Here is a 23,877-nt window from a genome sequence, read left to right as displayed (position 1 = left end):
CGGGTCTGAGGGGCGACACGCCGCGATTTGGCGCGAGTTTGCGCACGCTCGCGGCAGGCTGGGAGCCGTGATGGTGCTCAAATCGATGCTGCTGTTCGTGCTCGCCGCGGTGCTGGAAATCGGCGGGGCATGGCTGGTGTGGCAAGGGTTTCGCGAACATCGCGGGTGGCTGTGGATCGGTGTCGGCGTCATCGCACTGGGCTCCTACGGGTTCGTCGCGGCATTCCAGCCCGAGGCCCACTTCGGCCGGGTGCTCGCCGCGTACGGCGGTGTGTTCGTGGCGGGCTCGCTGGCGTGGGGAATGATCGCGGACGGGTTCCGCCCCGACCGCTGGGATATCGCGGGCGCGACGATCTGCCTGCTCGGGGTCGGCGTCATCATGTATGCGCCGCGGTGATGCTCGAAAGCACGCCGCGAACGTGCGCAAACTCGCGCGATGTCTCGGCGTGTCGCCCTCAGACTCGCACGCTCGCCGAAAAGGTGGTTATGCGGGCGGCTGGTTGCGGTTCCACTCCAACCACCCGACGCCGGTGCGGCCGTCGGCGGTGGTGACCGTCGCCCACGCCCGCGGGAAGTGGCTGACCCGGCCGTCGGGCGAGGTCAATGTCACCGGTGCGTGACCATGCACGGCGACGGTCGCCGCCACGTCCCCCGGTGCCAGCGTGATCGTCGTCTGAACCGGTAACCCGTTGTCGCCGAACTCCTCTCGGGCCGTCACGGTCTGCAGCTCGACCAGCGGCTGACCGGCTGGCTGGAGGTAGCCGATACCCACCGGCGGCGCACCGGGGATCCGGATGTCGACACCGTGAAGATGCGTGCCGTCCTCGAGGTGCAGAGCGCTCCACACCCACTCCATTGACCACCAGTCGCGCACACCCCACGAGTGGTCGCGCTGGCCGGGCACCGAATCCAGTTGGTAGCTGCGGCCGTCGGCGGTCACGCTGCCCGACACCGTGCACGGGATCTCGTAACGCGGGGTGATGCGGTACTGGTAAGGCACGCCGTCGGTGTCGAACACCAGATCCATCGTCAGCTCGGTTGGGCGTCCGGACTCGCCGCGCAGCAACGCGGCCGGGTCGTCGTAGGCCTGCGCCGACCCGCGCAGCGTCACCCGGTAGGTGCGCAGCGGGTCGACGGCCTCTAGGGTGAGATCACCCGCATCGCAATGTGTTTGAGCCGGATCGTTCGGTAACGGGGCATGGAAGTCGACGAGCGCGATGGTCGGCATGTCCGGTCCGCACAACAGCCCGTTGACCCACGCGACGTTCTCGTTCGGCATCAGGCCCAGTCGGATCCAGCCGCCGATGTTCTGTGCGGGGTCGACGAAGTCGAAGTACCAGCTCTCGTTCCACAGGTCTTCGGCACCTGGGGCGTGGGCGCCTTCGTCGGTGGGCTCGGGCCGTAGCGGCTCAAGCCCAACGGGATCGGGCAGGATCGCCAACGCGTCGGTGTCGAGCACATGGAGGCAGTGCCGATCCAGCATCGTCATGAACATCTGGTCGCCACGTTCGGTGCGCTCCACCAGCATCGAGGACACGATCGCCATGACGACCCCGAAGAAGCTCTGCCTGCGCACCCCCTCGCGAACGTCGTCGAGGGTCAACGGCGCGTCGGGGCCCAGCGCCTCGTGGTAGGCCCGCAGCAGCGCGTCGTAGTGGTCGCGGCGGTCCTGCACCGGCAGTGCGCAGCCGAGGAAGTAGGCGACATCGGTCAGCGCCGGGCCCCACGTGACGGTCTGCCAGTCCACGACGGTCAGCGCGCGGTCAGCCCCGGGTTCGCCGAAAAGCATGTTGTCCAGCCGGTAGTCGCCGTGGATCAGGCCCATCGGGCGCTGCGGATCGGCTTCGGCGGCGAGGTAGGCGTCGAAGCTGGCGACCAGCCGTTCGCACACCTCACGTTGTACGTCGGTGATCCGATCGGCGAATCGCTCGGCGAACCCGGCGTAGAGCTGGCCGATCAGCGCCTGGTTGATGGGCGTCTCGCGGTTGAGCCAGTCGGCTTGAGCGGCCGTGGTGTCGCCGAGTAGCGGGGCGTGCACGCGACCCAGTTCAGCCAGCGCCACCAGCGCCTGTTCGACGGTGGCGCCGCGGATTTCGTCACCTACCGTGGCCGGTGCCGCGTCGCCGAGCAGCAGGTGAAACGCACCGGCCTCGGCGTCGAAACCGGCGGAATAGCACGGCGCCACCGGCCCGCCGATCCGCGGCGCGATGTCGGTGTAGAACCTGACCTCGCGTTCGTAGAGTCCAAGCGACAGCCCGGTCTGGCGACTGGCGGCGTCGGTGGCGGCGACCTTCAGCACCACCGACGGTGGCCCGGCCTCGCCGTCGGCGTAGGTCAGCGTCACGCGGTAGCACTCGCTCATCTGGCCGGTGCCGATGCGTTCGGTGCCGAATTCGGTGACGGTTCCGGCTCCGATGGTCGCGGTCAGCCAGTCGGCGGTCAGGTCGGCGGGCCGTTCGATCAGGGCGTTCTGCGTGGGGGCCATACCTGGCAACCTAGCAGTGGGCAAAATCACAACGTTGACGGGTGTCAAGACTCGTCGGATCCGCTAGAAATCACCTGCTGGCCAGCGAAAATCCCTCCCAGGCCTGCCTGCGGGCGGCGTGCGGATCGAACTCGACGCGGGGCCGGTGGTCAAACACCATCACCGCGCGCTCAGTTGCGGCGTAGGCGGGCCAGTCCGCCTTCGGCATCCCGGTGCGCGCGAAGGCGTGCCATCGGCTCTGGACGTCGTCGCTGACGCGCAGCGCCGCGCGACGGTCGGCGGCGGCGGTGAGCAGGCGCCCGAGACCGCCGCGATAGACGTCGAACACCGCCAACAGTTCGGTGGCGTGGGTGGCGCCCAGCCCCGACCATCGCAGCGTGCGCGGGGCGTAGTCGTAGCGGTACAGGTAGGTCGGTGTGTACAGGCTGTGCGACTCCGCGATCTGCCACGCCGCCGACCCGAACGCGAAGTCGCCGCCGAACTGCACACATGCGCGCGGATCGGGATAACCCGGGTATGCCGCGGTGATGCGTTCGCGCTCAACCGGATCGGTTTGTGCCAGAAGGCGTTCGATCATCGGCTCGGTCATCGGCAACAGCTTGAGGAAGCGGCCGAACAGCCGCGCTTCGTCGGCGTTGGTGCCCACGATCAGCGGCACCCGGTGGGCCTTGCCGCTACGCATCGCCTCGACCGGGTCCAGCGGCAGATACTCGCCGCCGCTGGTGGGGCCCGCCGCGAACGCGCCGAGCATCTCGCGCTGGCCCTGTTTGATCAGCCGTTCGAACGCCCTAACCAGCTCGGCCGGGCGTGCCGCCATCACCGCGTTGGCGCCGCCTGATGGCCGCGCGCCGAGCAGCGCGGCGAACCGCTCGGCGTACTGCGCCGCGACCTCTCTGGTGCGCACCATCCCCGCCGCCGGGCTTTCCGAGATCGCCTGGGCGAAAAGATCTTTGGCCTCCGGAACCGCCAGCAGGGTGGCGACGGCGTGTGCGCCGGCGCTCTCCCCGAAGATCGTCACGTTGTCGGGGTCACCGCCGAAGACCGCGATGTTGTCACGCACCCAACGCAGCGCCATCACGAGGTCACGCAGGTAGAGGTTGTCATCGAAGGTGAACTGGTCGTTGGACAACGACGACAGGTCCAGGCAGCCCAGCGCGCCGAGGCGGTAGTTCACCGAGACGTAGACGCAGCCGTTGCGGGCCAGCGCGGCGCCGTCGTAGATCGGGGTGGCCGAGGTGCCCATGAAGTAGCCGCCGCCGTGGATGAAGAACAAAACCGGAAGCGGCGCCTCGGCCGGCCTCTTGGGCGTGACGACGTTGAGCGTCAAACAGTCCTCGCTCATCGGCTGGTATTTGCCCGGTGCCAGCATGGTGTACATGCGTCGCTGCGGCGCTGCGCTGCCGTAACCGTGGCAGTACCGCACGCCGCGCCACGGCTGGACGGGTCGCGGCGCACGCAGCCGCAGCGGCCCTACCGGCGGGCGGGCGTAGGGAATGCCACGCCACCGGTTCACTCCGTCGCGGGTGAAGCCTTCGACGATGCCGGCGTCGATCTTTGCGCGGACGGTGTGTTCGTGCATCACCCGACGGTAGCGAATGCGCGCCCGCCGTCGTGCCTGGCCGGTCATCACGTGTCGGACCGCTAACCTGGCCGGTATGCGAATGGCTGGGCTGGTCGCGGTCTTGGTGCTGCTAACGGGGTGTTCCCAGTCGGTGGGCGGCGAGGCCGAACGGATCGAGCCGATTCCGCCGAGCCCGAGCCGCGCCACCACGACGCCGCCGACCACGACGAATCCCGCCCAGCCTCCCCAGGCCGGCGCCCCCGTCGACGATGTCATCGCCTGGATCGAGGCGGGCGACCCGGCCGACGCCGCCCAGTACAACGTCGCGTTCCGCGACGGCGTCACCACCGAACTCGGCGACGACGTGGCGTTCCGGACGCCGTCGAGCACGTCGCAGTGCATGACCGATTCCCAGAACAGCGACGGCGCGCTGGCCTGCCTGGTCGATCTGGCCGACCCGCCGCCGCGGCCCGCCGACGCGTACGGCGAGTGGAAGGGCGGTTGGGTCGACTACGACGGCGCCACCGTCACCGTCGGTTCCGTGCACGGTGACCCGGGACGCTTCACGGCCGGGGTGGGCCCGGAACTGCCCTACGGTCAGGTGCTCGAGTTCGGCGACTATCGTTGCCGCGCCGACACTGTCGGGCTGTTCTGCGCCAACTACGCGCACCAGTCGGCGGTCCGGTTCAGCGACGCGGGCATCGAACCATTCGGATGTCTGCGGCCGGCGACCGCACCCCCGCAGGTCGGTCAGATGTTCAGCTGCTGAGCCGGGCGGCGGAGCGCGCCCGCTCCGGGTAGATGTGTGTCATGCCCACCGCCCCGACGACCACCACCACCGGGATCACCGCTTTGGTCCAGTGCACTGTTGACGGTGCGGCGACGGCGACGTAGCCCAACACCGCGATCAGGGCGAACACCAACGCCCACATCAGCGTGAGTACCTGGTTCGTGCGCCGAAACGCCGTCTTCTCCCACTCTTCCCGGGGCGCTGAAGCCGGCGCGTACTGCTGGGTGAACGGAACGAACGCCAGCGAGATCAACGACATCGCGGCCAACGTCCCGGCCGACAACGTGGTGGCGTAGGTGTCCATCCAGTCGCGGTCCACGGCGCCAAGGACGAGGCCGGCCACCGTCGTCGCGACGAAGAACACCAGGGTGACGATGTCCAGCATCCGTGGGCCGCCGAAACCGTACGAGATGCCCAGGATCAGCGCGGTGATCACCGCACACAGCGCGCCGTACAACCAGGTGCTCGGCCCGTCGGCAACGACCCAGTAGATGATCCACGGAACAAACCCGACGAACGGGCTGCGCTCGAACCAGTCGTTCACAAACTCACCTTGCCCGCTGGGCGCTTCTACGGGCGCGATTGTGCATATTCATCCGTTGGCCAGCGCGTGTCACGTATGAAACCGCACAGTCGCCAACGAGGCGGGTGGCTAACGCCATCCGTCGGCGGCCTTGGCGGCCGTCAACAGCGCCTCGCACAGTTCGCGCAGCTCGTCGCCGTCGGCGCCCTCTTCGACGGCGGTCGCGACATCCTCGGCGGCACACCTGAACTGATACACCCGGTCGGCGAGCTCGGAGGCCTCTTCGGCGGTGAGCACGACCGCGTCGGGCGCCAGGGATGTGCCCTTGACCAGCGTGCGTTGTTCATAGGCGCGTTGCCGACACGACTGCCGGCAGTACTGCCGGCGTCTGCCGAGGCCGGTATTAGGGACTTCACGGCCGCACCAGCGACAGGATTGGGGACGTAAACGCCGTGCCACGGAACCTGACTGTAAACGTAGAGACCCGCCGATCCCGGTATCATCAGCGGTCGAGTCGGGAACTACGTGGTGTGTTGCCGCGTTGTGTATCCGGACGCAACCAGGGTTATTGAGGAGTGTTTGACGATGGCTGATCGTGTCTTGAGAGGCAGTCGCCTCGGAGCCGTGAGCTACGAGACCGACCGCAACCACGACTTGGCGCCGCGTCAGGTCGCCCGGTATCGCACCGAGAACGGTGAGGAGTTTGACGTCCCGTTCGCCGACGACGCCGAGATTCCTCACACCTGGCTGTGCCGCAACGGCATGGAGGGCACCCTGATCGAGGGTGAAGCGCCGGAGCCGAAGAAGGTCAAGCCGCCGCGTACCCACTGGGACATGCTGCTCGAGCGTCGTTCCATCGAGGAACTCGAGGAGCTGCTCAAGGAGCGCCTCGACATCATCAAGGCTCGCCGCCGCGGCAGCAGCTAGCGTGTGATGCCGACGCCGCGGGCGCGGTCGAAGCGCCCGCGGATACCCCATTCCGCGACCTTGAACAGCGCTTCGCGGATGTTGGATCCGCTCATCTTGGACTGCCCGAATTCACGCTCGGTGAAGGTGATCGGCACCTCGACGACGACGAAGCCGTTGTTGATGGTGCGCCAGGTCAGGTCGATCTGGAAGCAGTAACCCTTCGACTCGACGGCGTTGAGTTCGATCTTCTCCAGCACCTCGCGCCGGTAGGCGCGATAGCCGGCGGTGATGTCGTGGATGTCCACCCCGAGCAGGATGCGTGAGTACCCGTTGGCGGTGCGCGAGAGCACCAGCCTGCGCTTCGGCCAGTTGCGGACCTCTCCCCCGGGCACGTAGCGCGAACCGATGACCAGGTCGGCCCCGGCGTCGATGGCGTCGAGCAGCCGGTGCAGCTGCTCGGGTGGGTGGCTGCCGTCGGCGTCCATCTCGACCAGGACCGAGTATTCGCGGCTCAGCCCCCATTCGAAGCCCGCCAGGTAGGCCGCGCCGAGGCCGCCTTTGGCGGTACGGTGCATGACGTGCACCTGGTCGGGGTCGGCCAGCGCCAGCTCGTCGGCCAGGTCGCCGGTGCCGTCGGGGCTGCCGTCGTCGACGATCAAGATGTGCACGTGGGGGCACGCTTTCCGCACCCGCCCGACGATCAGCGGCAGGTTCTCCCGCTCGTTGTAGGTGGGGATGATGACCAGCGTGCGCTGGCTTGGGCGTTCCGCCGGGTCCCGGCCCGTCGTCATGAGGCTCCTCTTTCTTGGTCGCCGCGATGTCGACGACGTGCAGAGCTCCAATTGTGCAGCATCGCAGTGATCAGACCGGCCGCGCCGACGGCCACGAGCAGGCCCGCGATCACCGGCCCCCACTGTGTGGCGACCGTGAGCTGCGTCTTCAGCCGCACCGCGGTGTCGAGGTAGGCCGGTTCGAAGAACTGGGTGCGAGCCAGCTCACGCCCGTCGGGTGCCACCACCGCGCTGATCCCGGTGGTCCCCGCGACCAGCGTGTAGCGGTCGTGCTCGACCGCGCGCAGCCGGCCGAACGCTAGCTGCTGCTCGCTCATCGCCTCGTCGAACGTGGCGTTGTTGGACGGCACGACCAGCAGTTGCGCACCGTTGCGCACCGACTCGCGAGGTGCGCGGTCGAAGATCACCTCCCAGCAGGTCGCCACACCGACCGGCACGCCCGCGGCCTTCACCACCCCGTCGCCGTCGCCGGGAATGAAGTAGCCGGCGCGGTCGGCATACGGCGACAGATGGCTGAAGAAGCGGCGCCACGGCAGGTACTCGCCGAACGGCTGCACGATCTTCTTGTCGTGGCGATCCGCAGGCCCGTCGTCGGGGTTCCACACGATCACCGAGTTCGTCGACAGCGGATTGTCGGGGGTGTGATCGGGTGCCGCCACCACCCCGCCGACCAGGATCGGGGCGTTGACGGCGGCCGCGGTGCTCGAGATCAGCTTGTTGGCGTCGGGGTTCTTCAGCGGGTCGATGTCAGACGAGTTCTCCGGCCAGACCACGAACATCGGCTGCGGTGCTCGTCCGGCGCGCACATCGTCGGCCAGCCGCATCGTCTCGCGGACGTGGTTGTCGAGCACCGCGCGTCGCTGGGCGTTGAAGTCCAACCCGAGGCGTGGCACGTTGCCCTGCACGACGGCCACGGTGACCGGCTGATCGTCTTGTGCGCCCGCACCGGACTGGCGCACCTGCGGCGCCGCCAGCGCGGTGGCCAGCAGTACGACGGCGATGCACACCCCGGGCAGCACCACCGCGGGCGGGCCTGCCTGTTGTGCGTCTTCGCGCCGCCACCACTGCACCACTTCGAAAACGATTGCGGCGAAGCTGAACCCGGCCAGCACGACTGCGAACGTCAGCAGCGGCGCCCCGCCGATTCGCGCCAGCGGTAACAGCGGCGCCTCAGTCTGGCTGAAAGCTACGACCCCCCAGGGGAATCCGCCGAACGGCACGGTGGACTTGAGCCACTCCTGGGCGGTCCAAAGTCCCGCGAACCACAGCGGCCAGCCCGGCAGCCGCCGGATCACCACCGCCAGCGCGCCGAACACCGCCGGGAACAGCGCCTGCACGAGCGACAGCGCGATCCACGGGACCACGCCGACCAGCCCGCTGATCCAGGGCAGCAGCGGCAGGTAGAAGGCCGCCCCGAAGATGAACCCGTAGCCGAATCCACCTGCGGTCGTTGTGCTTTGACGGGTCAGCACCCATGCCAGCGACCCGAACGCGACAACCGCGAGATACCACCAGCCGAAGGGCGGGAAGCTCAGGCACAGCAGCACGCCCGCGCCGATCGCGACCGTCAGCTGCGGTAGCCGCGCCAGCACCGCCCGACCGAACCGCTTGCCCCGCGCGCGCCATTTCGACAGGTCAACCATGGATGGCGACACCACGATGGACCGTCTGTCGGCAGCGAGGCAGTTCGCGATCGAGGCGCGGCAGCGCGGGAACCCGTGAGCGCTGATCTGTCGACCAGCGTTGCACCGCGTCGTCCGGGGCGTGCACTTCGAGCTCGTCGATCTCCCACACCGCATACGACGCGACGGCGCCCGGCACCAAGCTGCCGGTGATCCCGTCGCGCACCCCCGCGGCCCGCCACGCGCCGCGGGTGGCCGCGGCAAAGGCCGCGCGGGCGGACAGCGCGCTGCCGGGGGTGCGGTGTTGAGTTGCCGCGCGCACCGTCTCCCAGGGGTTCATGCCGGTGACAGGGCTGTCGGAGCCGAAGGCGAGGGGCACGCCTTGGGATGCTAACAGCGCGAACGGATTGAGCGTCTTGGCTCGCTCCGGCCCCAGCCGCTGGGCGTACATGCCGTCGTCGCCGCCCCACAGCGAGTCGAAACTCGGCTGCACGCTGGCGAACACGCCCCACGCGCCGAGCCTGCGGGCCTGCTCGGCGGTGACCATCTCGAGGTGTTCGAGCCGATGCCCGCATCTGGCCACCGCGGGCGCCCCGAAGGTGTCGACGACGCGTTCGAGCGCGTCGACGGCGGCGGTGACGGCCGCGTCGCCGATGACGTGAAAGCCGGCGGTGATGCCGGCTTCGGTGCAGGCGTGCAGATGGCTGCTTATCGCTTCGGCATCGAGATAGCTGTTACCACAGCAGTTCTCGTCGTCACGGTAGGGATGGTGCAGCCAAGCCGTCCGGGAGCCGATCGCGCCGTCGACGAACAGATCACCGGCCAGGCCGCGGGCGCCGGTGCGCTCGATCAGCGCGCGGGCCCGTTGTGCGTCGTCGACCGGTTCGCCCCAGTACCCGACGATGTCCACGCCGTGCTCGATGCCCCGGATCTCGTCCCAGTCGTCCAGGCCGCCGATGTCGGGGCCCGCGCATTCGTGCACCGCGACGAGGCCCAGCGCGGCCGCGCTGTCCAAAGCGGCCTCGCGGGCCTTGCGCCGCTGCGCGGAAGTCAGCAGGCCGCGGGCGACGGCGCGCACGCGGTGATGTGCGTCGCCGCTGACCGGGTGCTGCGCGGCATACCCGGGCGCGTCGGGCAGGCCGGGAGCGAGCCGGCGCAACGCGCTGGACGCCGCTGCGGAGTGCACGTCGACGCGGGCGAGGTAGGCGGGCCGGTCGCCGACTGCGGCGTCGACGTCGTCGGTGCTGGGTGGTCGACCCTCGGGCCAGCCGGTCTCGTCCCAGCCGTGTGCCCAGATCACCCCGTCGGGCTGGGCGCGGGCGTGGTCGGCGAGCAGCTGCAGGCAGTGTTGCAGCGACGTGGCGGCCCGCAGGTCGATCCCGATCAGCGCCAGGCCGGTGGCGGTGAGGTGAACGTGGCTGTCGACGAACGCGGGCGCGACGAAGGCGCCGTCCAGGTCGGTGATCCGGGCATCGGGAAACTGGGCGCGGCCCACGTCGTCACTGCCCAGCCACGCGATCACGCCGTCGCGCACCGCGAGCGCGGTGGCGTCGGGCATGGCGGGGCTGTACACCCGCCCGTTGAGCAGCAGGTGGGTCACTTATTCGGGCTTGCGCTCCACAGCGTGCGGATCGGTGTCTACCACGTCGATCACCTCGCCGTCGATGTAATCATCACGCCGCCGTGCGGTGTATCCCCACCCCGCGGCCCCGATCGTGACCAGCGGCATTCGGCGTGCGGCCAGCGCGGCGGCCAGGGGTCGGGCGGCCCGCCTGGTGAGCGGAATCAGCAACAGCGCGCCGAGGACCGAGCTGGCCAGCCCGGGCATGACGACCAGCACGGTGCCCAGCGCGACGAGCAGGCTGTCGGTGGCCGCCTCCGGCACGGCGGCGGCGGTGAGGCCGGACCGCAGCCGACGCAGGTGGCTTCGCAGCTGGGAGCCGGCCAGCACGAGACCCGCGGTGAAGCCCGCGACCAGCAGCAGAAGGGTCCAGCCGAAGCCGATGGCCGCGGTCAGCGCCACAATCACCGCGATCTCGACAACCACGTACAACAGAAACAGCCGCATCGCCATATAGGTGCAACGTCGGAAGCGGGCGGTCTGGTTCCGTAGATTGGCGACGTGACGAAGATCAAGATCGCAACGCCCGACGGCCCGATCGACGCGCTGCTCGGTGTTCCCGACGGTGACGGGCCGTGGCCCGGGGTCGTGGTGGTGCACGACGCGATCGGATACGGACCAGACAACGAGGCGATCTCGGCGCGGATCGCGGCGGCCGGCTACCTCGCCGTCACCCCGAACCTGTATTCGCGCGGTGGCCGGGCGCGTTGCGTGACCCGGGTGTTCCGGGAGCTGATGACCCAGCGCGGCCGCGCGCTCGACGACATCCTGGCCGCCCGCGACCATCTGAAGTCCATGCCGCAGTGCACCGGCGCGGTCGGGATCGCCGGCTTCTGCATGGGCGGCCAGTTCGCACTGGTCCTCTCCCCCAAGGGTTTTGGGGCCTCTGCCCCGTTCTACGGCACACCGCTGCCGCGTAACCTCAGCGAAACCCTTGACGGGGCGTGTCCGATCGTGGCCAGCTTCGGCAGGCGCGATCCGCTCGGCATCGGGGCGCCGGCGCGGCTGCGCGAGGTCGTGGCGGCCAAGAACATCCCCGCCGACATCAAGGTGTATCCGGATGTCGGGCACAGCTTCGCCAACAAACTGCCCGGTCAGCCGCTGATGCGGATCACCGGTTTCGGTTACAACGAGGCGGCCACCGAAGACGCGTGGCGACGCGTGTTCGCGTTCTTCGCCGAGCATCTGACGGCTTAGGCCGGCGCGACCTCGATGCCGAAGGTGTCGGCCATCCTCACGCCGCCTTCAGTTCGACCGTCACGTTGTTCTTCATTCCGCCGCGCAGCTTGGAAAAGAAGTTGAACGTCTTGCCGAGCAGCCCGTAGCGCTTGCCGATCGCGTCGTAGGTCGCGCCGTTGGCCGACTTGTCCAGGATGGCCGCCACGGCTTCGACCGCCTCGCCTTTCGGGTTGCCGCGCATGTCGCACGGCGCGATGGTCACCCGCGGGGTGTTGCGGATCCGCTTGACCTTCCACGACTTTTCCTGCGTGATGACGAGCAGTCGGTCGCCGTCGGGCGCCGCCCACACCGGGGTCGGCTTGGGTCTGCCGTCTTTGGTGAACGTGGTCAGCAGGATGTATTCGGATTTCGCGACATCGGCAAACGTGACAGACACGTCATCCAACTTACTGGCCGCGCGGGGGTGCCTCAGCCTTCGAGTTCACCCTCGGTTTCGAGCAGCACCTGCCGCAGGCCCTCCAGCGTGGCCGCGTCGGGTTGCGCCCACATGCCGCGGTCGACGGCCTCCAACAACCGCTCGGCCATCCCGTGCAGCGCCCACGGGTTGGATTCGGCCATGAACTTGCGGTTCTCCTCGCTCAGCACGTACTCGGCGGTGAGCTGCTCGTACATCCAATCCGCCATCACGCCCGCGGTCGCGTCGTAACCGAACAGGTAGTCGACGGTGGCGGCCATCTCGAACGCGCCCTTGTAGCCGTGCCGTCGCATCGCGTTCATCCAGCGCGGGTTGACCACGCGGGCCCGGAACACCCGGGTGGTCTCCTCGGAGAGCGTGCGGGTGCGTACCGCGTCGGGACGGGTGTTGTCGCCGATGTAGGCGGCAGGATCCTTGCCGGTCAGCGCGCGAACGGTGGCGACCATCCCGCCGTGGTACTGGAAGTAGTCGTCGGAGTCGGCGATGTCGTGTTCGCGGGTGTCGGTGTTCTTGGCGGCCACCGCGATCCGGCGATACTGCCGGCTCATGTCGTCGGCGGCAGGCGCGCCGTCCAGACCACGCCCGTAGGCGAACCCGCCCCACGCGGTGTACACCTGGGCCAGGTCGGCGTCGTCGCGCCAATTGCGGCTGTCGATCAGCTGCAGCAGCCCGGCGCCGTAGGTTCCGGGTTTGGAGCCGAAGATCCTTGTGGTCGCGCGGCGTTGGTCTCCGTGCTCGGCGAGGTCAACTTGGGCGTGGGCTCGCACGTAGTTGTCCTCGGCGGGCTCGTCGAGGCCGGCGACCAGGGCCACGGCGTCGTCGAGCATGGTGACGACGTGCGGGAAGGCGTCCCGGAAGAAGCCGGAGATCCGCACCGTGACGTCGATGCGCGGCCTGCCGAGCTCAGCCAGCGGGATGGGTTCGAGATTCACCACGCGACGCGACGCCTCGTCCCACATCGGGCGAACACCCAGCAGCGCAAGCACTTCGGCGATGTCGTCACCGGCGGTGCGCATCGCCGAGGTGCCCCAGACCGACAACCCCACCGATTGCGGCCACTGCCCGTAGTCCTGGCGGTAGCGTGCCAGCAGCGAATCGGCCATCGCCACACCGGTTTCCCACGCCAGCCGGGACGGGACCGCCTTGGGGTCGACGGAGTAGAAGTTGCGGCCGGTAGGCAGCACGTTGACCAGCCCCCGCAACGGAGAACCCGATGGGCCCGACGCGATGAACCGGCCGTCCAACGCGCGCAGGACCTGGTCGATTTCGCGGGCGGTGCCCGCCATCCGCGGCACCACCTCGGTCGCGGCGAACCGCAGCACCGCCGCGACGTCGGCGTTGTCGGTCAACGTGTCGACCGCGTCGGGATTCCAGCCGGTTGACTGCAGCGCCGCGACGAGTTCGCGTGCTTGCGCCTCAGCCCAGTCGATCGCAGCCCGCTCGTCGCTGCCGTCCTCGGACAAGCCCAGCGCCTCGCGCAGCCCGGGCACCACCTGCTCCCCTCCGAACAGCTGTCGTGCCCGCAGCACCGCCAGCACAAGGTCGAGTTCGGCTTCGCCCGTTGGTGTTTCACCGAGGATGTGCAGGCCGTCGCGGATCTGGACGTCCTTGATCTCGCACAGCCAGCCGTCGACGTGCAACAGCATGTCGTCGAAGGAGTCCTCGTCGGGCCGGTCCTCGAGGCCCAGATCGTGATCCATCTTCGCGGCCCGCATCAGCGTCCAGATCTGCTGGCGGATCGCGGGCAGCTTGGCGGGGTCGAGCGCGGCGATGTTGGCGTGTTCGTCGAGCAACTGCTCCAAACGTGCGATGTCGCCGTAGGTTTCGGCCCTGGCCATGGGCGGGATCAGGTGGTCGACGAGCGTCGCGTGCGCACGGCGCTTGGCCTGCGTGCCCTCGCCGGGGTCGTTGACCAGAAACGGGTAGATCAGCGGCAGGTTGCCCAGCGCGGCGTCGGAGGCGCAGGCCGCCGACATCCCGAGGGTCTTGCCCGGCAGCCACTCCAGGTTGCCGTGCTTGCCGAGGTGCACGATCGCGTCCGCGCCGAAGACGGCGCCGATCCAGTGGTAGGCGGCCAGGTAGTGGTGGCTCGGCGGCAGGTCCGGGTCGTGGTAGATGGCCACCGGGTTTTCGCCGAACCCGCGTGGCGGCTGCACCATCAGCACCACGTTGCCCGCCTGCCAGGCCGCGATGACGATCTCTCCGTCGGGATCTTGGCTGCGGTCGACGAACACTTCGCCGGGCGGTGGGCCCCACTGCGCAGTCACCGCATCTTTGAACTCCGCGGGCAGCGTGTCGAACCAGGCCCGATAGTCCTTGGCGGACAACCGGATCGGGTTGCCTTCGAGCTGGCCCGCGCTGAGCCAGTCGGGGTCCTGGCCGCCGCGTTCGATCAGCGCGTGGATCAGCGCGTCACCATCGCCGGAGGCGATGATCGTGCCGAGGTCTCCGGGTGCGTCCATCTCGCCGATCACATATCCGGCGTCGCGCATCGCCCGCAGCAGCGCCACCGCGCTGGCCGGCGTGTCGAGGCCAACGGCGTTGCCGATGCGGGCGTGCTTGGTGGGATAGGCCGAGAACACCACCGCCACCCGCTTCTGCGCGGGCGGGATGGACCGCAGCCGGGCGTGACGCACCGCGAGCCCGGCCACCCGGGCGCACCGCTCGGGGTCGGCGACATAGGAGATCAATCCTTCGTCGTCGATCTCCTTGAACGAGAACGGAACGGTGATGATGCGCCCGTCGAACTCCGGCACGGCGACCTGGCTGGCGACGTCGAGCGGCGAGAGGCCGTCGTCGTTGCCCTGCCACTGCGCCCGCGAGCTGGTCAGGCACAGGCCCTGCAGGATCGGGATGTCGAGGGCCGCCAGGTGCGCGACGTTCCAGGTGTCATCCTCGCCGCCGGCCGTGACGGCGGCCGGGGTGGCACCGCCCGCGGCGAGCACGGTCGTCACCATCGCGTCGGCCGTGCCGAGCACGTCGAGCAGTCCGGCGTCGGCCGTGCGCAGCGACGCGCAGAACACCGGCAGCGCCCGCCCGCCGGCGCCCTCGATGGCGTCGCACAGCGCGTCCACATACGCCGTGTTGCCTGCCAAATGCTGAGCGCGGTAGTAGAGCACCGCGACGGTGGGCCCGTCGGGATTTCGGGCCGGGCGCTCGATGACCCCCCAGTTCGGGGTCGTGACCGGCGGCGCGAAACCGTAGCCGGTCATCAGCAGCGTGTCGCACAGGAACGCGTGCAGCTGACGCAGGTTGTCCACCCCGCCGTGCGCGAGATACAGATGCGATTGCAGCGCGACCCCGGCTGGAGTGGTGGAGTGCTCCATGAGCTCGGCGTCCGGGGTCTGTTCCCCGCTGACCACCACCGTCGGCAGCCCGCTGGCCACCACCGTGTCGATGCCGTCCTGCCACGCGCGGTAGCCGCCCAGGATCCGGACGACCGCGATATCGGCCGCGCCGAGCAACTGCTCCAGTTCGCCGTCGACCAGCCGGGACGGGTTCGCCCATCGATACGCAGCGCCGCTGGCGCGGGCGGTGATCAGGTCGGTGTCAGAGGTGGACAGGACGAGAACGGTGGGGTTACGCAGGGGCTGAGCCACCCACCATTACTACCCCATCCCCGAATCGGGTCAGCGGCGGTGCCAGCGACCGAAGGTGCTCTGCGGGTACGGCAGACCCAGCGCGGCGACGAGGACGATCAGAAGGGCACCGAAAAGCAAAAGTTCGAACATCGTTGTTCCTTCCGTGACATGCACCTGTTGTACATGGGTTCAGTAGTGCTGAAGCTACGGCCTGGACCGGCGCTTGTGACCAGCTTGTGTGGTACAGATCATTGGCCTACGCGTTGTGGCCGCCGTCACAGGCGGTCCATCTCGCGTGCCATGAGAGCCCTTTCGAGGAAGGCATGCCGCTTGGGATGGCGCCGCAGCACCGGCTTCTGCTTCTTCGTGGGCCGCCCGGCTCGCGCGGCCGCGGTGGCAACGGCCACCTCGTGCTCGGTGACCAGCACCGGCTCTGCGGCGGGCGCCTCAATTGGTGTGGTCGACGGGCTCAATCGCGTTGACGTACTGCTCATTTCATTCTCTCCACCGTGTTGGCCCGACATGGCGCCGAGCCGTGATGAGAGAAAGTCTTGACCGCACGCACGCACCGGTCACGCGTAGTCGACTACCTGTGTTGGCCCCATCGAGCGACGGTGCGGGAACTTCGTCGGCGTACCGTGAGCCCATGGCCAGAACCCGCGAGCACGACGCCTGCCCGGGCGCCTTGCACGTGCACCGCGCCGCCGATGGAGCCCTGGCCCGGGTCCGGCTGCCCGGCGGAGCGATCACGGCGGCGCAGCTGCAGGCGCTGGCGACCGCGGCCACGCGGTGGGGTTCTGCCACTTTGGAACTCACGTCGCGGGCCAACATCCAGATTCGCGGCATCACGGACGACGACGCGACCGCCGCGGTCGCCGATGCGGTGGCGGCGGCCGGGCTGCTGCCGTCGCCGACGCATGAGCGTGTCCGCAACATCGTCGCCTCGCCGCTGTCGGGCCGGGTTTCGGCAACATCCGACATCCGCGCGCTGGTCACCGAACTCGACGAGGCGATCCGGGCGCGGCCCGCGCTGGCGGCGCTGCCGGGCCGGTTTCTGTTCGGCATCGACGACGGCCGCGGTGACATCTCCGGGCTGTCCGCCGACGCCGGTGTGCACGTCGACGGCGATTCGGCGGCGTTGCTGCTGGCCGGCCGCGACACCGGGGTTCGGCTTCCGCTGCCGCAGGTGGTGCCGACCTTGATCGACGTCGCGCAACGCTTCGCCGACATTCGCGAAAACGCCTGGCGCATCGCCGAACTGGATGAACCCACCCAGCTGGTCACCGGTCTCGCGGTGACCGCTCCCCCCGGTGCGACGTGGGAACCGGTCACCCGCCCGCCCGTCGGCTGGATCGAGCAGCGCGACGGCCGCATCGCGTTGGGTGCCGCGGTGCCGCTGGGCGTGCTGCCGGCGCGCACGGCTGAGTTCCTGGCCGCCATCGACGCGCCGATCGCGATCACCCCGTGGCGGTCGGTGCTGGTCTTCGACCTCGACGAAGCACGGGCCGACACCGCGCTGCGCGTGCTCGCCCCGATGGGGCTGGTGTTCGACGACCAGTCGCCGTGGCTGTCGGTCAGCGCATGCACCGGCAGCCCCGGCTGTGCGCACTCGGCCGCCGACGTGCGCGCCGACGCCGCGGCCGCGGCGGCCGCCGGTCCCGCCGCCACTCACCGCCACTTCGTCGGTTGCGACCGCGCCTGCGGCAGCCCGGGGGTCGGCGAGGTGCTGGTGGCCACCGGAGACGGATATCGGCCGCGCACCCCGTCACCGTAGGGTGAGCGGGTGCTCGACTACATTCGCGACGCCGCCGAGATCTACCGGCAGTCGTTTGCGACCATCCGCGCCGAGGCCGACCTGGCGCGCTTCCCCGCCGACGTCGCCAGGGTGGTCGTGCGGCTGATCCACACGTGCGGTCAGGTCGACGTCGCCGAGCATGTCGCCTACAGCGACGGTGTGGTCGCCAAGGCCCACGCCGCGCTCGCCGCGGGCGCACCGGTGCTGTGCGACTCGTCGATGGTGGCCGCCGGCATCACGAAATCCCGGCTGCCCGCCGACAACGAGGTGGTCTCGCTGGTCGCCGACCCCGGCGCGCGCGAGCTGGCGGCCCGGGTCGGCACCACCCGCTCGGCCGCCGCGGTGGACCTGTGGGCCGACCGCCTCGGCGGTGCCGTGCTGGCCATCGGCAACGCGCCGACCGCGTTGTTCCGGCTGCTCGAGCTCCTCGACGACGGCGCGCCCACCCCGGCGGCGGTGCTGGGCGGTCCGGTCGGTTTCGTCGGGTCGGCACAGTCCAAGCAGGAACTCATCGACCACCCGCGCGGGATGTCCTATCTCGTCGTGACGGGTCGGCGCGGCGGCAGCGCGATGGCCGCCGCGGCCGTGAACGCGATCGCCACCGAAGAAGAATGAGCGAAGTTCCCGGGAGGCTGTGGGGCGTCGGGCTCGGGCCCGGCGACCCCGAACTGGTCACGGTCAAGGCCGCGCGGGTGATCAGCGAGGCCGACGTCGTCGCCTATCACAGCGCGCGACACGGCCGCAGCATCGCGCGCGGCATCGCCGAACCGTATCTGCGGCCGGGCCAGATCGAGGAGCATCTGGTCTACCCGGTGACCACCGAGACGACCGATCATCCCGGCGGATACGCCGGCGCGATGGAGGACTTCTACCGCGAGGCCGCCGACCGGATCGCCGCCCACCTGGAGGCGGGCCGCGACGTAGCCCTGCTCGCCGAGGGCGATCCGCTGTTCTACAGCTCCTACATGCACATGCACACCCGGCTCACGCAGCGGTTCGACGCCGAGATCGTGCCCGGCGTGACGTCGGTGAGCGCCGCGTCCGCGGCCACCGGCACGCCGCTGGTGCAGGGCGACGAGGTGCTCTCGATCCTGCCGGGAACGCTGGGCGTCAACGAGCTCACGCGTCGTCTCGCCGACACCGATGCGGCCGTGGTGCTCAAGCTGGGTCGCTCGTATCCCGCGGTGCGCGAAGCGCTTTCGGCGGCTGGGCGGTTGGATGAGGCGTTCTACGTCGAGCGGGCCAGCACCGCCCGTCAGCGGGTGCTCGGCGCCGACCAGGTCGACGACGACACCGTGCCGTACTTCTCGCTGGCGATGCTGCCGGGCCGGCCGCGGGGCACCCAGAGCATTGGCAGCGTCGCCGTCGTCGGCCTGGGCCCCGGCGACAGCGACTGGATGACGCCGCAGAGCCGCCGCGAGCTCGCCGCGGCCACCGACCTCATCGGCTACGGCCCCTACCTGGACCGCGTGGGGTCCCGGGAGGGTCAGCGTCGCCATCCCAGCGACAACACCGACGAACCGGCCCGCGCGCGGCTGGCCTGCACGCTGGCCGAGCAGGGCCGCGCGGTCGCGGTGGTGTCCTCGGGGGATCCAGGGGTGTTCGCGATGGCGACCGCCGTGCTGGAGGAGGCCAAGCAGTGGCCGGGCGTCGAGGTGCGCGTGATCCCGGCGATGACGGCCGCCCAGGCGGTGGCCAGCCGCGTGGGTGCGCCGCTGGGCCACGACTACGCGGTGATCTCGCTGTCGGACCGGCTTAAGCCGTGGGAGGTGATCGCTGCGCGGTTGACCGCCGCGGCCGCGGCCGACCTGGTGCTGGCCGTCTACAACCCGGCCTCGAAGAGCCGCGTTTGGCAGGTCGGCGCGATGCGCGATCTGCTGCTCGAGCACCGCGATCCCGGCACCCCAGTGGTGATCGGCCGCGACGTGTCCGGGCCGGCCGAACAGGTCAAAGTGGTGCGGCTGGCCGACCTGAACCCGGCCGACGTCGACATGCGCTGCCTGTTGATCATCGGGTCGTCGCAGACCCAGTGGTACGGCGACCGGGTGTTCACCCCGCGCCGCTACCCCTCCTGAGGCCCGTTCCGCCGTCGAGACTGCGCACAGATCGCGAATCGAGCGGAAATCGCGATCTGTGCGCAGTTTCGGCGGGTGGCGCGCTACCCCTCGGCAGGGGCCACCGTGATGATTCCGTGCGCGCCGCGTTCGGCGTCGACCATCGCGTGGGTCACGAACGGGTAGTGCCCGGGCTCGTCGAAGCCCAGCTCGACGAATCCGCCTTGGGCCGCTGACAATCCGAGCGTCTGCGCGCCGCCGGGACCGGGCCGCAGCCGGTAGTCGCCTTCTGCCCATACGGTGTCGAACTGCCCGCCGACGACGTGAAAGGAAGTGCCGCGGTTGGGCCCTGCGGCCAGCACCCAGATCCGCACCCGCTCCCCCACGGCCGCGGTCAGTGGCGCGTGGTCGTACTGGTTGGCGTAGCCGTTGAAGACCACGAGGTCGGGTCGGTCGGCGGCGACCTTGGCGGCGTCGACTTCGCCGCCGGGCGGGCCGAGGTAGAACTCGGACTGCACGAGCAGATATTCGCGGTCGACCGGCGCCAGGTCCGGCGGGTCGATGACCACCGCGCCGAACATGCCGTTGGCGATGTGCACCGACATCGGCATCGTCGAGCAGTGATACAGCCACACCCCCGCCTTGGTCGCGGTGAACCGGTAGACCAGGCGTTCGCCGGGTTGGATGGTGCGCATCGGCACGTCGGGGGCCAGCGCCCCGGCGTGGAAGTCGATCGAATGGCCGATGGTGCCGTCGTTGACGAGGGTGATCTCGAAGACGTCGCCGACCTTGCCCCGCAACGTCGGGCCCGGCGCCGAGCCGCCGAATGTCCACAGCCGCTGGGTGATTCCCGGCGACACCTCGTGCTCGGTCTCGGTGACGGGCAGGGTGATGCGGTGGTGGGGCGCCGCGGCCGCCAGCGCGGCGGTGTGCGGCGCGAAGCCGTCCTCTGGCCGCGCGGCCAGGCTGCGGGCGACGTCGTCGGCGGTGAACGATTCGGCGGCCACCTGGTCGTGGTGGCCGAGATGCGTGGCGGGCGCCGCGGCGCCGACCGCCCGCACCGCCATGGTCATGCCCATCTGGCGGTGCCCCGCCACCGAGCACCAGCCGTCCAGGTCGGACCCGACCACGCCGGCGTCGAGCACGGCCGTCTCCCCGGGCGCGATGCGGCCGGTGCGAGTTCCGTTGGCCAGCACCAGATCGTGGCGGTCGGACCCGGTGTTGACCAGCGTGACCACCAACCGGTTTCCCGCGGGCACCTCGATGGCGTCGGGCACGTAGCGCATTCCCTCGATGTGCACCTCGACCTCGGTGGTCTGTCCGGTGGCGGCCACCGATGACTGTGGGACGTCGGCGATTCCGACGGCGGCCGGGTCGACGGCGACCGCGGCGGCGGCCGTCAGCACCACCACGCCCAGCCCGGCGGCGGCGACCCCGAGCCGATGTCGTACCGGCGGGCCGGAGGGCGGCGGTCCCGGTGTCGACGGGGTGTCGCGGTACTTGCGCGCCTGCCACACCGCGCGCACCAGCAGCGGCAGGAACGCGGCGTATGCCACCAGCACCAGCACCGACGCGGCGACGCGCACCAGGCTCGGCGTCGGCACCACGCACAGCAGCAGCGCGAAGTTGGCCACCGCCAGCCGCCACGGCGCACCGCGTTCGAGCTCGGCGGTCGCCGCGATCGCGGCGGCGCGCCCGCCGACCACGATCGTGATCAGATACGACAGCGAGCCCAGCAGGACCTGCACCAGGAACCCTGCCAGCACGGGCGCGGTCAGCAAGCCGGCCCGATCCAACACCGCAGCCCAGGTCGGTGCGGTGGCGAAGGCGACGACGGCGTAGCTCAGCGAACCCAGCAGCCAGACGACACCGCAGAGCACCGACAGCGTCGCGAACGTGCTGGGCCGTTTACGGCGCACCTCGTCGAGGTGGGGGCGCAGCACATAACCGGCCGCAAGGAGGTAGCCGAGCGCGCCCGCCGCAGTCAGCACCGGCGACCCGAGCACCGCTCCCGACGCCGCCACACCCAATCCGCCCACCAGAGCGGGCAATCCGCGGCGGGCAGCCACCTCGACGCCGTCGGCCATCCTGGTGCGCAGCATCGTCGGCCACAGCGTGACCAGCGTGCCGAGCACCGAAAGCCCGACGAACCCGAACACGTTGATCGCCGCATGGGCGATGACGATCCGCTCGTGGATGGCCCCCGGCAGGCCCGCGTTGGCCATCGCGATACCGAGCCCGGCACCGACCGCGAGCAGCGCCGCCGCGGCGACGTAATAGCGCACGGTGTCACCGAAGCGGGACGGCAGCGCGGCGCGCAGTTGCCGGATCAACGTGACGGCGTGGGCCAGCGCGACGGCGGCCACCGCGACACCACCGGCCAGCACCGCGGGCCAGAAGCCGACGAGCATGCCGGTCACCACCGCGACCGCGCCGGCGTTGAACGCCGCGATGCGCCAGGCCTGTCCGGCTCGCGACGGGTCGGGCGGCCGACGCAGCAGGGCATCGCTGAAATGACGACTCCAGATCAGGATCGCGTTGCCCGCCGCGCCCAGGCCCAGGAGGTGGACCAGCAGCCAGCCGGAGATCGGCACCGAACGGTGTACCAGTGCGACCGCGACAAGTGCTGTCAGCCAGGCGAATACGATCGCTCCGACGCGCAGATGCCACCGACTGCGGTTCATGCGGGCACCTCGATTCGGCGGCGTGACGCCGAGTAGACGGCGACCGCGGCGAAGGCGAGCACGGCCACGATGTTGAGCACGCCGCCGGCCTGTAGCGCCCACGGCACGTCGCGCCCGTCGCCGATGACGACCCGCAGCAGCAGCGAAACGTGCAGCAGGACAACGGGACCGTACATCCACGGGATGTAGGGCAGCGGCCGGCGCAACACCGCGGGCAGGATGACCGGTGCGTGCGCCATGATCATCGACAGCACGAACCCGAGCATCACCGCGTGCACGACCGCGTCGTAGCCGGCACCCGAGCGCACCGGGCCGATCAGCAGCCATGCCAGCCCGGGCACCGTCAACCACGCGTAGCCGGCCAGCAGGCACACCGCCGTGTAGCGGGTGAGCCCGGTCGTGTGGACAGTGCGCCTGGCGACGTCGAACCGAAAGAGCCAGCAGGTGATGCCCAGGACAGCGGCGCCCAGCAACGTGAAACCGACTGTCGGCCAGAGTAGTTGCGCCAGCGCCCCGAGCACCATCGCCGCCGTCGCCGCACCGAGCAACAGTTCTGCGGACGTCCCCGCCATCGCCACCCGCGCCAGCTCGAGGCGCTCGCCCGCGATGGTCAGGATGAGGAACCCGACCAACCAGCCCAGCAGCTCGGACACCGGCAGCCCGGCCGCCCACAGCAGCGCCGCACCCGTCGCCAGCACCGCCCCCGCGGCCTGCACCAGCACGGCCGTGTCCCAGCTGCGTTGCCACAGCGGCACGTAGACCGCCACCAGCAGGGCGGCCCCCGCCAAGAGCGCGACATCGGCGAGGTGTCGCGGCGCCGGGCTGACGAGCAGGATCGCGCCCAGACCCAACAGGGCCGGGGCGGCGTAACACCATCGCCGGCCCGCCGCGACGGCGCGTTCCACGGCGATCAGCGTGCCGACGAAGCCGAGCACCAACACGACGCCGTGCACGTCGGCCAGCCGGGTCGTGTCGACCGGCGCGGGCAACCCGAGGCGCAACAGCGCGGCGTCCAAGCCCGCGAGCAGCGCGAAACCCCCGGGCACCAGCAGCAGCGCCCGGGGTGGGATTCGGTTCTCAGTCACGGGGTCTCACCACCGGATCCGGCAGGAACAATCGGCAGGCACCGGGTTCGGCGAACGGAATCAGATCGAGACCGGGACCGGTGGGCGCGTCGATGCTCTGCAACAGTCCCTCGACGATGCCGAGGTGGACCTGGCAGACGACCGCCGGATAGCGGCGGGCGGCGTCGAGCAGCGGACAGCGGCGCAGGGCCACCCCCCGCTCGGCACCTTCGTCCTCGGGCGCGAAGCCGAGCCTGGTCAACGCGTCGAGCACGGCCTTTCGCTGGTCACCGTCGGAGCGGGCGGACCCCTCGATCAGCTCGCGTCCCCACTCCACGCCGGCCGCGCGGGCGTCGCGCTCCGGATCGGCGCTGGTGCGGGCGAGATGCCCGGCCAGCGCAGTGGCGAGGCCCGCGTAATCGCGGGCCAGCAGGGTGGGGTCGGCGGGTGAGGGCCGATACAACGCGGCCGGCCGCCCGCGTCCGACGGCGGGTTCGGTGGCACGCTCGACGAGGCCGAGGTCGACGAGCGCGTCGAGGTGTTCCCGAACGGTGTTGCTGTGCAACCCGAGGGTGGCGGCCGCGTCGCTGGTCCGCACCGGCGCGTGCGCGCGCACGTACTCGAGCACCCGCAACCGTTGCCCGGACAGCGGCACCTGGCCGGCGGCCGGTGGAGCCGGGGCGGGACCCAAAGGCGACGCGCTATTTACCACGGAAATTATTGTAGTAAATTGCTGGGTGTCG

At 70.1% G+C, this 23,877-nt stretch carries 21 protein-coding genes; 7 read left to right on the top strand and 14 right to left on the bottom strand.

Annotation, left to right across the window (positions count from 1 at the left end; genetic code table 11):
* Positions 1 to 70 precede the first annotated feature (70 nt).
* Positions 71 to 397, top strand: coding sequence for a YnfA family protein (locus G6N28_RS22430; RefSeq protein ID WP_163904142.1), 327 nt, complete (start codon positions 71 to 73; stop codon positions 395 to 397).
* 87 nt (positions 398 to 484) lie between these two features.
* On the opposite strand, the gene G6N28_RS22425 is transcribed toward G6N28_RS22430, so the two are convergent.
* Positions 485 to 2,485, bottom strand: a complete 2,001-nt coding sequence (locus G6N28_RS22425; protein ID WP_163904140.1) for a DUF7064 domain-containing protein — start codon at positions 2,483 to 2,485, stop codon at positions 485 to 487.
* Between the two features lie 70 nt (positions 2,486 to 2,555).
* A complete protein-coding gene (locus G6N28_RS22420; RefSeq protein WP_163904138.1) occupies positions 2,556 to 4,064 on the bottom strand; it encodes a carboxylesterase/lipase family protein in 1,509 nt (502 codons plus the stop codon).
* Positions 4,065 to 4,140: 76 nt separating this feature from the next.
* Here G6N28_RS22420 and G6N28_RS22415 point away from each other — a divergent pair, with 76 nt between their 5' ends.
* Positions 4,141 to 4,815, top strand: coding sequence for a hypothetical protein (locus G6N28_RS22415; protein WP_163904136.1), 675 nt, complete (start codon positions 4,141 to 4,143; stop codon positions 4,813 to 4,815).
* On the opposite strand, the gene G6N28_RS22410 is transcribed toward G6N28_RS22415, so the two are convergent.
* A complete protein-coding gene (locus tag G6N28_RS22410) occupies positions 4,805 to 5,380 on the bottom strand; it encodes a hypothetical protein (RefSeq protein ID WP_163904134.1) in 576 nt (191 codons plus the stop codon). The genes G6N28_RS22415 and G6N28_RS22410 overlap by 11 nt on opposite strands.
* Positions 5,381 to 5,488: 108 nt before the next feature.
* Complete coding sequence (locus G6N28_RS22405; RefSeq protein WP_163904132.1) at positions 5,489 to 5,818, bottom strand: hypothetical protein; 330 nt, start codon at positions 5,816 to 5,818, stop codon at positions 5,489 to 5,491.
* A gap of 126 nt (positions 5,819 to 5,944) precedes the next feature.
* Between G6N28_RS22405 and G6N28_RS22400 the strand changes: the two genes are divergently transcribed.
* Positions 5,945 to 6,286, top strand: a complete 342-nt coding sequence (locus G6N28_RS22400; RefSeq protein WP_163904130.1) for an RNA polymerase-binding protein RbpA — start codon at positions 5,945 to 5,947, stop codon at positions 6,284 to 6,286.
* Here G6N28_RS22400 and G6N28_RS22395 read toward each other — a convergent pair.
* The 4 genes from G6N28_RS22395 to G6N28_RS22380 are packed head-to-tail and all read right to left on the bottom strand — an operon-like array spanning position 6,283 to position 10,755.
* Positions 6,283 to 7,059, bottom strand: a complete 777-nt coding sequence (locus G6N28_RS22395) for a polyprenol monophosphomannose synthase (protein WP_163904129.1) — start codon at positions 7,057 to 7,059, stop codon at positions 6,283 to 6,285. The two genes, G6N28_RS22400 and G6N28_RS22395, sit on opposite strands and share 4 nt — an antisense overlap.
* Positions 7,056 to 8,702, bottom strand: a complete 1,647-nt coding sequence (gene lnt, locus G6N28_RS22390; protein WP_163904128.1) for an apolipoprotein N-acyltransferase — start codon at positions 8,700 to 8,702, stop codon at positions 7,056 to 7,058. The genes G6N28_RS22395 and lnt overlap by 4 nt, the downstream gene beginning before the upstream one ends.
* Positions 8,695 to 10,281, bottom strand: a complete 1,587-nt coding sequence (locus G6N28_RS22385) for an amidohydrolase (protein WP_163904127.1) — start codon at positions 10,279 to 10,281, stop codon at positions 8,695 to 8,697. The genes lnt and G6N28_RS22385 overlap by 8 nt, the downstream gene beginning before the upstream one ends.
* Positions 10,282 to 10,755: an FxsA family protein gene (locus G6N28_RS22380; protein WP_163904124.1), complete on the bottom strand. Its 474-nt coding sequence runs from the start codon at positions 10,753 to 10,755 to the stop codon at positions 10,282 to 10,284.
* Between the two features lie 48 nt (positions 10,756 to 10,803).
* On the opposite strand from G6N28_RS22380, the gene G6N28_RS22375 reads away from it, so the two are divergent.
* On the top strand, positions 10,804 to 11,499 hold the full coding sequence (locus G6N28_RS22375; RefSeq protein WP_163904121.1) for a dienelactone hydrolase family protein: 696 nt from the start codon (positions 10,804 to 10,806) through the stop codon (positions 11,497 to 11,499).
* 37 nt (positions 11,500 to 11,536) lie between these two features.
* Here G6N28_RS22375 and G6N28_RS22370 read toward each other — a convergent pair whose 3' ends face one another.
* From G6N28_RS22370 to G6N28_RS22360, 3 genes are all read right to left on the bottom strand, one after another.
* A complete protein-coding gene (locus tag G6N28_RS22370) occupies positions 11,537 to 11,917 on the bottom strand; it encodes a PPOX class F420-dependent oxidoreductase (RefSeq protein WP_163904119.1) in 381 nt (126 codons plus the stop codon).
* A gap of 32 nt (positions 11,918 to 11,949) precedes the next feature.
* Positions 11,950 to 15,555: a cobaltochelatase subunit CobN gene (gene cobN / locus G6N28_RS22365; protein WP_163904117.1), complete on the bottom strand. Its 3,606-nt coding sequence runs from the start codon at positions 15,553 to 15,555 to the stop codon at positions 11,950 to 11,952.
* Between the two features lie 257 nt (positions 15,556 to 15,812).
* The gene (locus G6N28_RS22360) at positions 15,813 to 16,031 is read right to left on the bottom strand and encodes a hypothetical protein (RefSeq protein ID WP_163904115.1); all 219 of its coding nucleotides are present in this window, start codon (positions 16,029 to 16,031) and stop codon (positions 15,813 to 15,815) included.
* Between the two features lie 152 nt (positions 16,032 to 16,183).
* On the opposite strand from G6N28_RS22360, the gene cobG reads away from it, so the two are divergent.
* From cobG to G6N28_RS22345, 3 genes are read left to right on the top strand one after another with little or no spacing between them, the layout of a single operon-like run.
* Positions 16,184 to 17,311, top strand: a complete 1,128-nt coding sequence (cobG, locus tag G6N28_RS22355; protein WP_163904113.1) for a precorrin-3B synthase — start codon at positions 16,184 to 16,186, stop codon at positions 17,309 to 17,311.
* A 9-nt stretch (positions 17,312 to 17,320) separates the two neighbouring features.
* On the top strand, positions 17,321 to 17,947 hold the full coding sequence (locus G6N28_RS22350) for a precorrin-8X methylmutase (RefSeq protein WP_163904111.1): 627 nt from the start codon (positions 17,321 to 17,323) through the stop codon (positions 17,945 to 17,947).
* Positions 17,944 to 19,407, top strand: a complete 1,464-nt coding sequence (locus G6N28_RS22345; RefSeq protein WP_163904109.1) for a precorrin-2 C(20)-methyltransferase — start codon at positions 17,944 to 17,946, stop codon at positions 19,405 to 19,407. The genes G6N28_RS22350 and G6N28_RS22345 overlap by 4 nt, the downstream gene beginning before the upstream one ends.
* Positions 19,408 to 19,490: 83 nt before the next feature.
* Here the strand turns inward: G6N28_RS22345 and G6N28_RS22340 are convergent, their stop codons facing one another.
* The 3 genes from G6N28_RS22340 to G6N28_RS22330 are packed head-to-tail and all read right to left on the bottom strand — an operon-like array spanning position 19,491 to position 23,846.
* Positions 19,491 to 22,070, bottom strand: coding sequence for a multicopper oxidase domain-containing protein (locus G6N28_RS22340; protein WP_163904107.1), 2,580 nt, complete (start codon positions 22,068 to 22,070; stop codon positions 19,491 to 19,493).
* Positions 22,067 to 23,155 (bottom strand): DUF8744 domain-containing protein, encoded by a 1,089-nt coding sequence (locus tag G6N28_RS22335; RefSeq protein WP_179962137.1) that lies wholly within the window; start codon positions 23,153 to 23,155, stop codon positions 22,067 to 22,069. The genes G6N28_RS22340 and G6N28_RS22335 overlap by 4 nt, the downstream gene beginning before the upstream one ends.
* Entirely contained in the window at positions 23,148 to 23,846 is a 699-nt protein-coding gene (locus tag G6N28_RS22330) for a helix-turn-helix transcriptional regulator (RefSeq protein ID WP_407664994.1), read from the bottom strand. Before G6N28_RS22330 ends, G6N28_RS22335 begins: the two co-directional genes overlap by 8 nt.
* Between the last annotated feature and the right edge of the window lie 31 nt (positions 23,847 to 23,877).

The sequence above is a fragment of the Mycolicibacterium pulveris genome (assembly GCF_010725725.1).
Taxonomy (GTDB): domain Bacteria; phylum Actinomycetota; class Actinomycetes; order Mycobacteriales; family Mycobacteriaceae; genus Mycobacterium; species Mycobacterium pulveris.
This window is presented reverse-complemented; position numbering and strand designations above follow the sequence as displayed.

What these genes read in the sequence shown, in the direction of transcription:
- G6N28_RS22340 (WP_163904107.1), bottom strand. Translation starts at nt 22,070, where the DNA reads ATGAACCGCAGTCGGTGGCATCTGCGCGTCGGAGCGATCGTATTCGCC.
- G6N28_RS22430 (WP_163904142.1), top strand. Translation starts at nt 71, where the DNA reads ATGGTGCTCAAATCGATGCTGCTGTTCGTGCTCGCCGCGGTGCTGGAA.
- G6N28_RS22380 (WP_163904124.1), bottom strand. Translation starts at nt 10,755, where the DNA reads ATGGCGATGCGGCTGTTTCTGTTGTACGTGGTTGTCGAGATCGCGGTG.
- cobG (WP_163904113.1), top strand. Translation starts at nt 16,184, where the DNA reads ATGGCCAGAACCCGCGAGCACGACGCCTGCCCGGGCGCCTTGCACGTG.
- G6N28_RS22360 (WP_163904115.1), bottom strand. Translation starts at nt 16,031, where the DNA reads ATGAGCAGTACGTCAACGCGATTGAGCCCGTCGACCACACCAATTGAG.
- G6N28_RS22425 (WP_163904140.1), bottom strand. Translation starts at nt 2,485, where the DNA reads ATGGCCCCCACGCAGAACGCCCTGATCGAACGGCCCGCCGACCTGACC.
- G6N28_RS22400 (WP_163904130.1), top strand. Translation starts at nt 5,945, where the DNA reads ATGGCTGATCGTGTCTTGAGAGGCAGTCGCCTCGGAGCCGTGAGCTAC.
- G6N28_RS22345 (WP_163904109.1), top strand. Translation starts at nt 17,944, where the DNA reads ATGAGCGAAGTTCCCGGGAGGCTGTGGGGCGTCGGGCTCGGGCCCGGC.
- G6N28_RS22420 (WP_163904138.1), bottom strand. Translation starts at nt 4,064, where the DNA reads ATGCACGAACACACCGTCCGCGCAAAGATCGACGCCGGCATCGTCGAA.
- G6N28_RS22415 (WP_163904136.1), top strand. Translation starts at nt 4,141, where the DNA reads ATGCGAATGGCTGGGCTGGTCGCGGTCTTGGTGCTGCTAACGGGGTGT.
- lnt (WP_163904128.1), bottom strand. Translation starts at nt 8,702, where the DNA reads ATGGTTGACCTGTCGAAATGGCGCGCGCGGGGCAAGCGGTTCGGTCGG.
- G6N28_RS22395 (WP_163904129.1), bottom strand. Translation starts at nt 7,059, where the DNA reads ATGACGACGGGCCGGGACCCGGCGGAACGCCCAAGCCAGCGCACGCTG.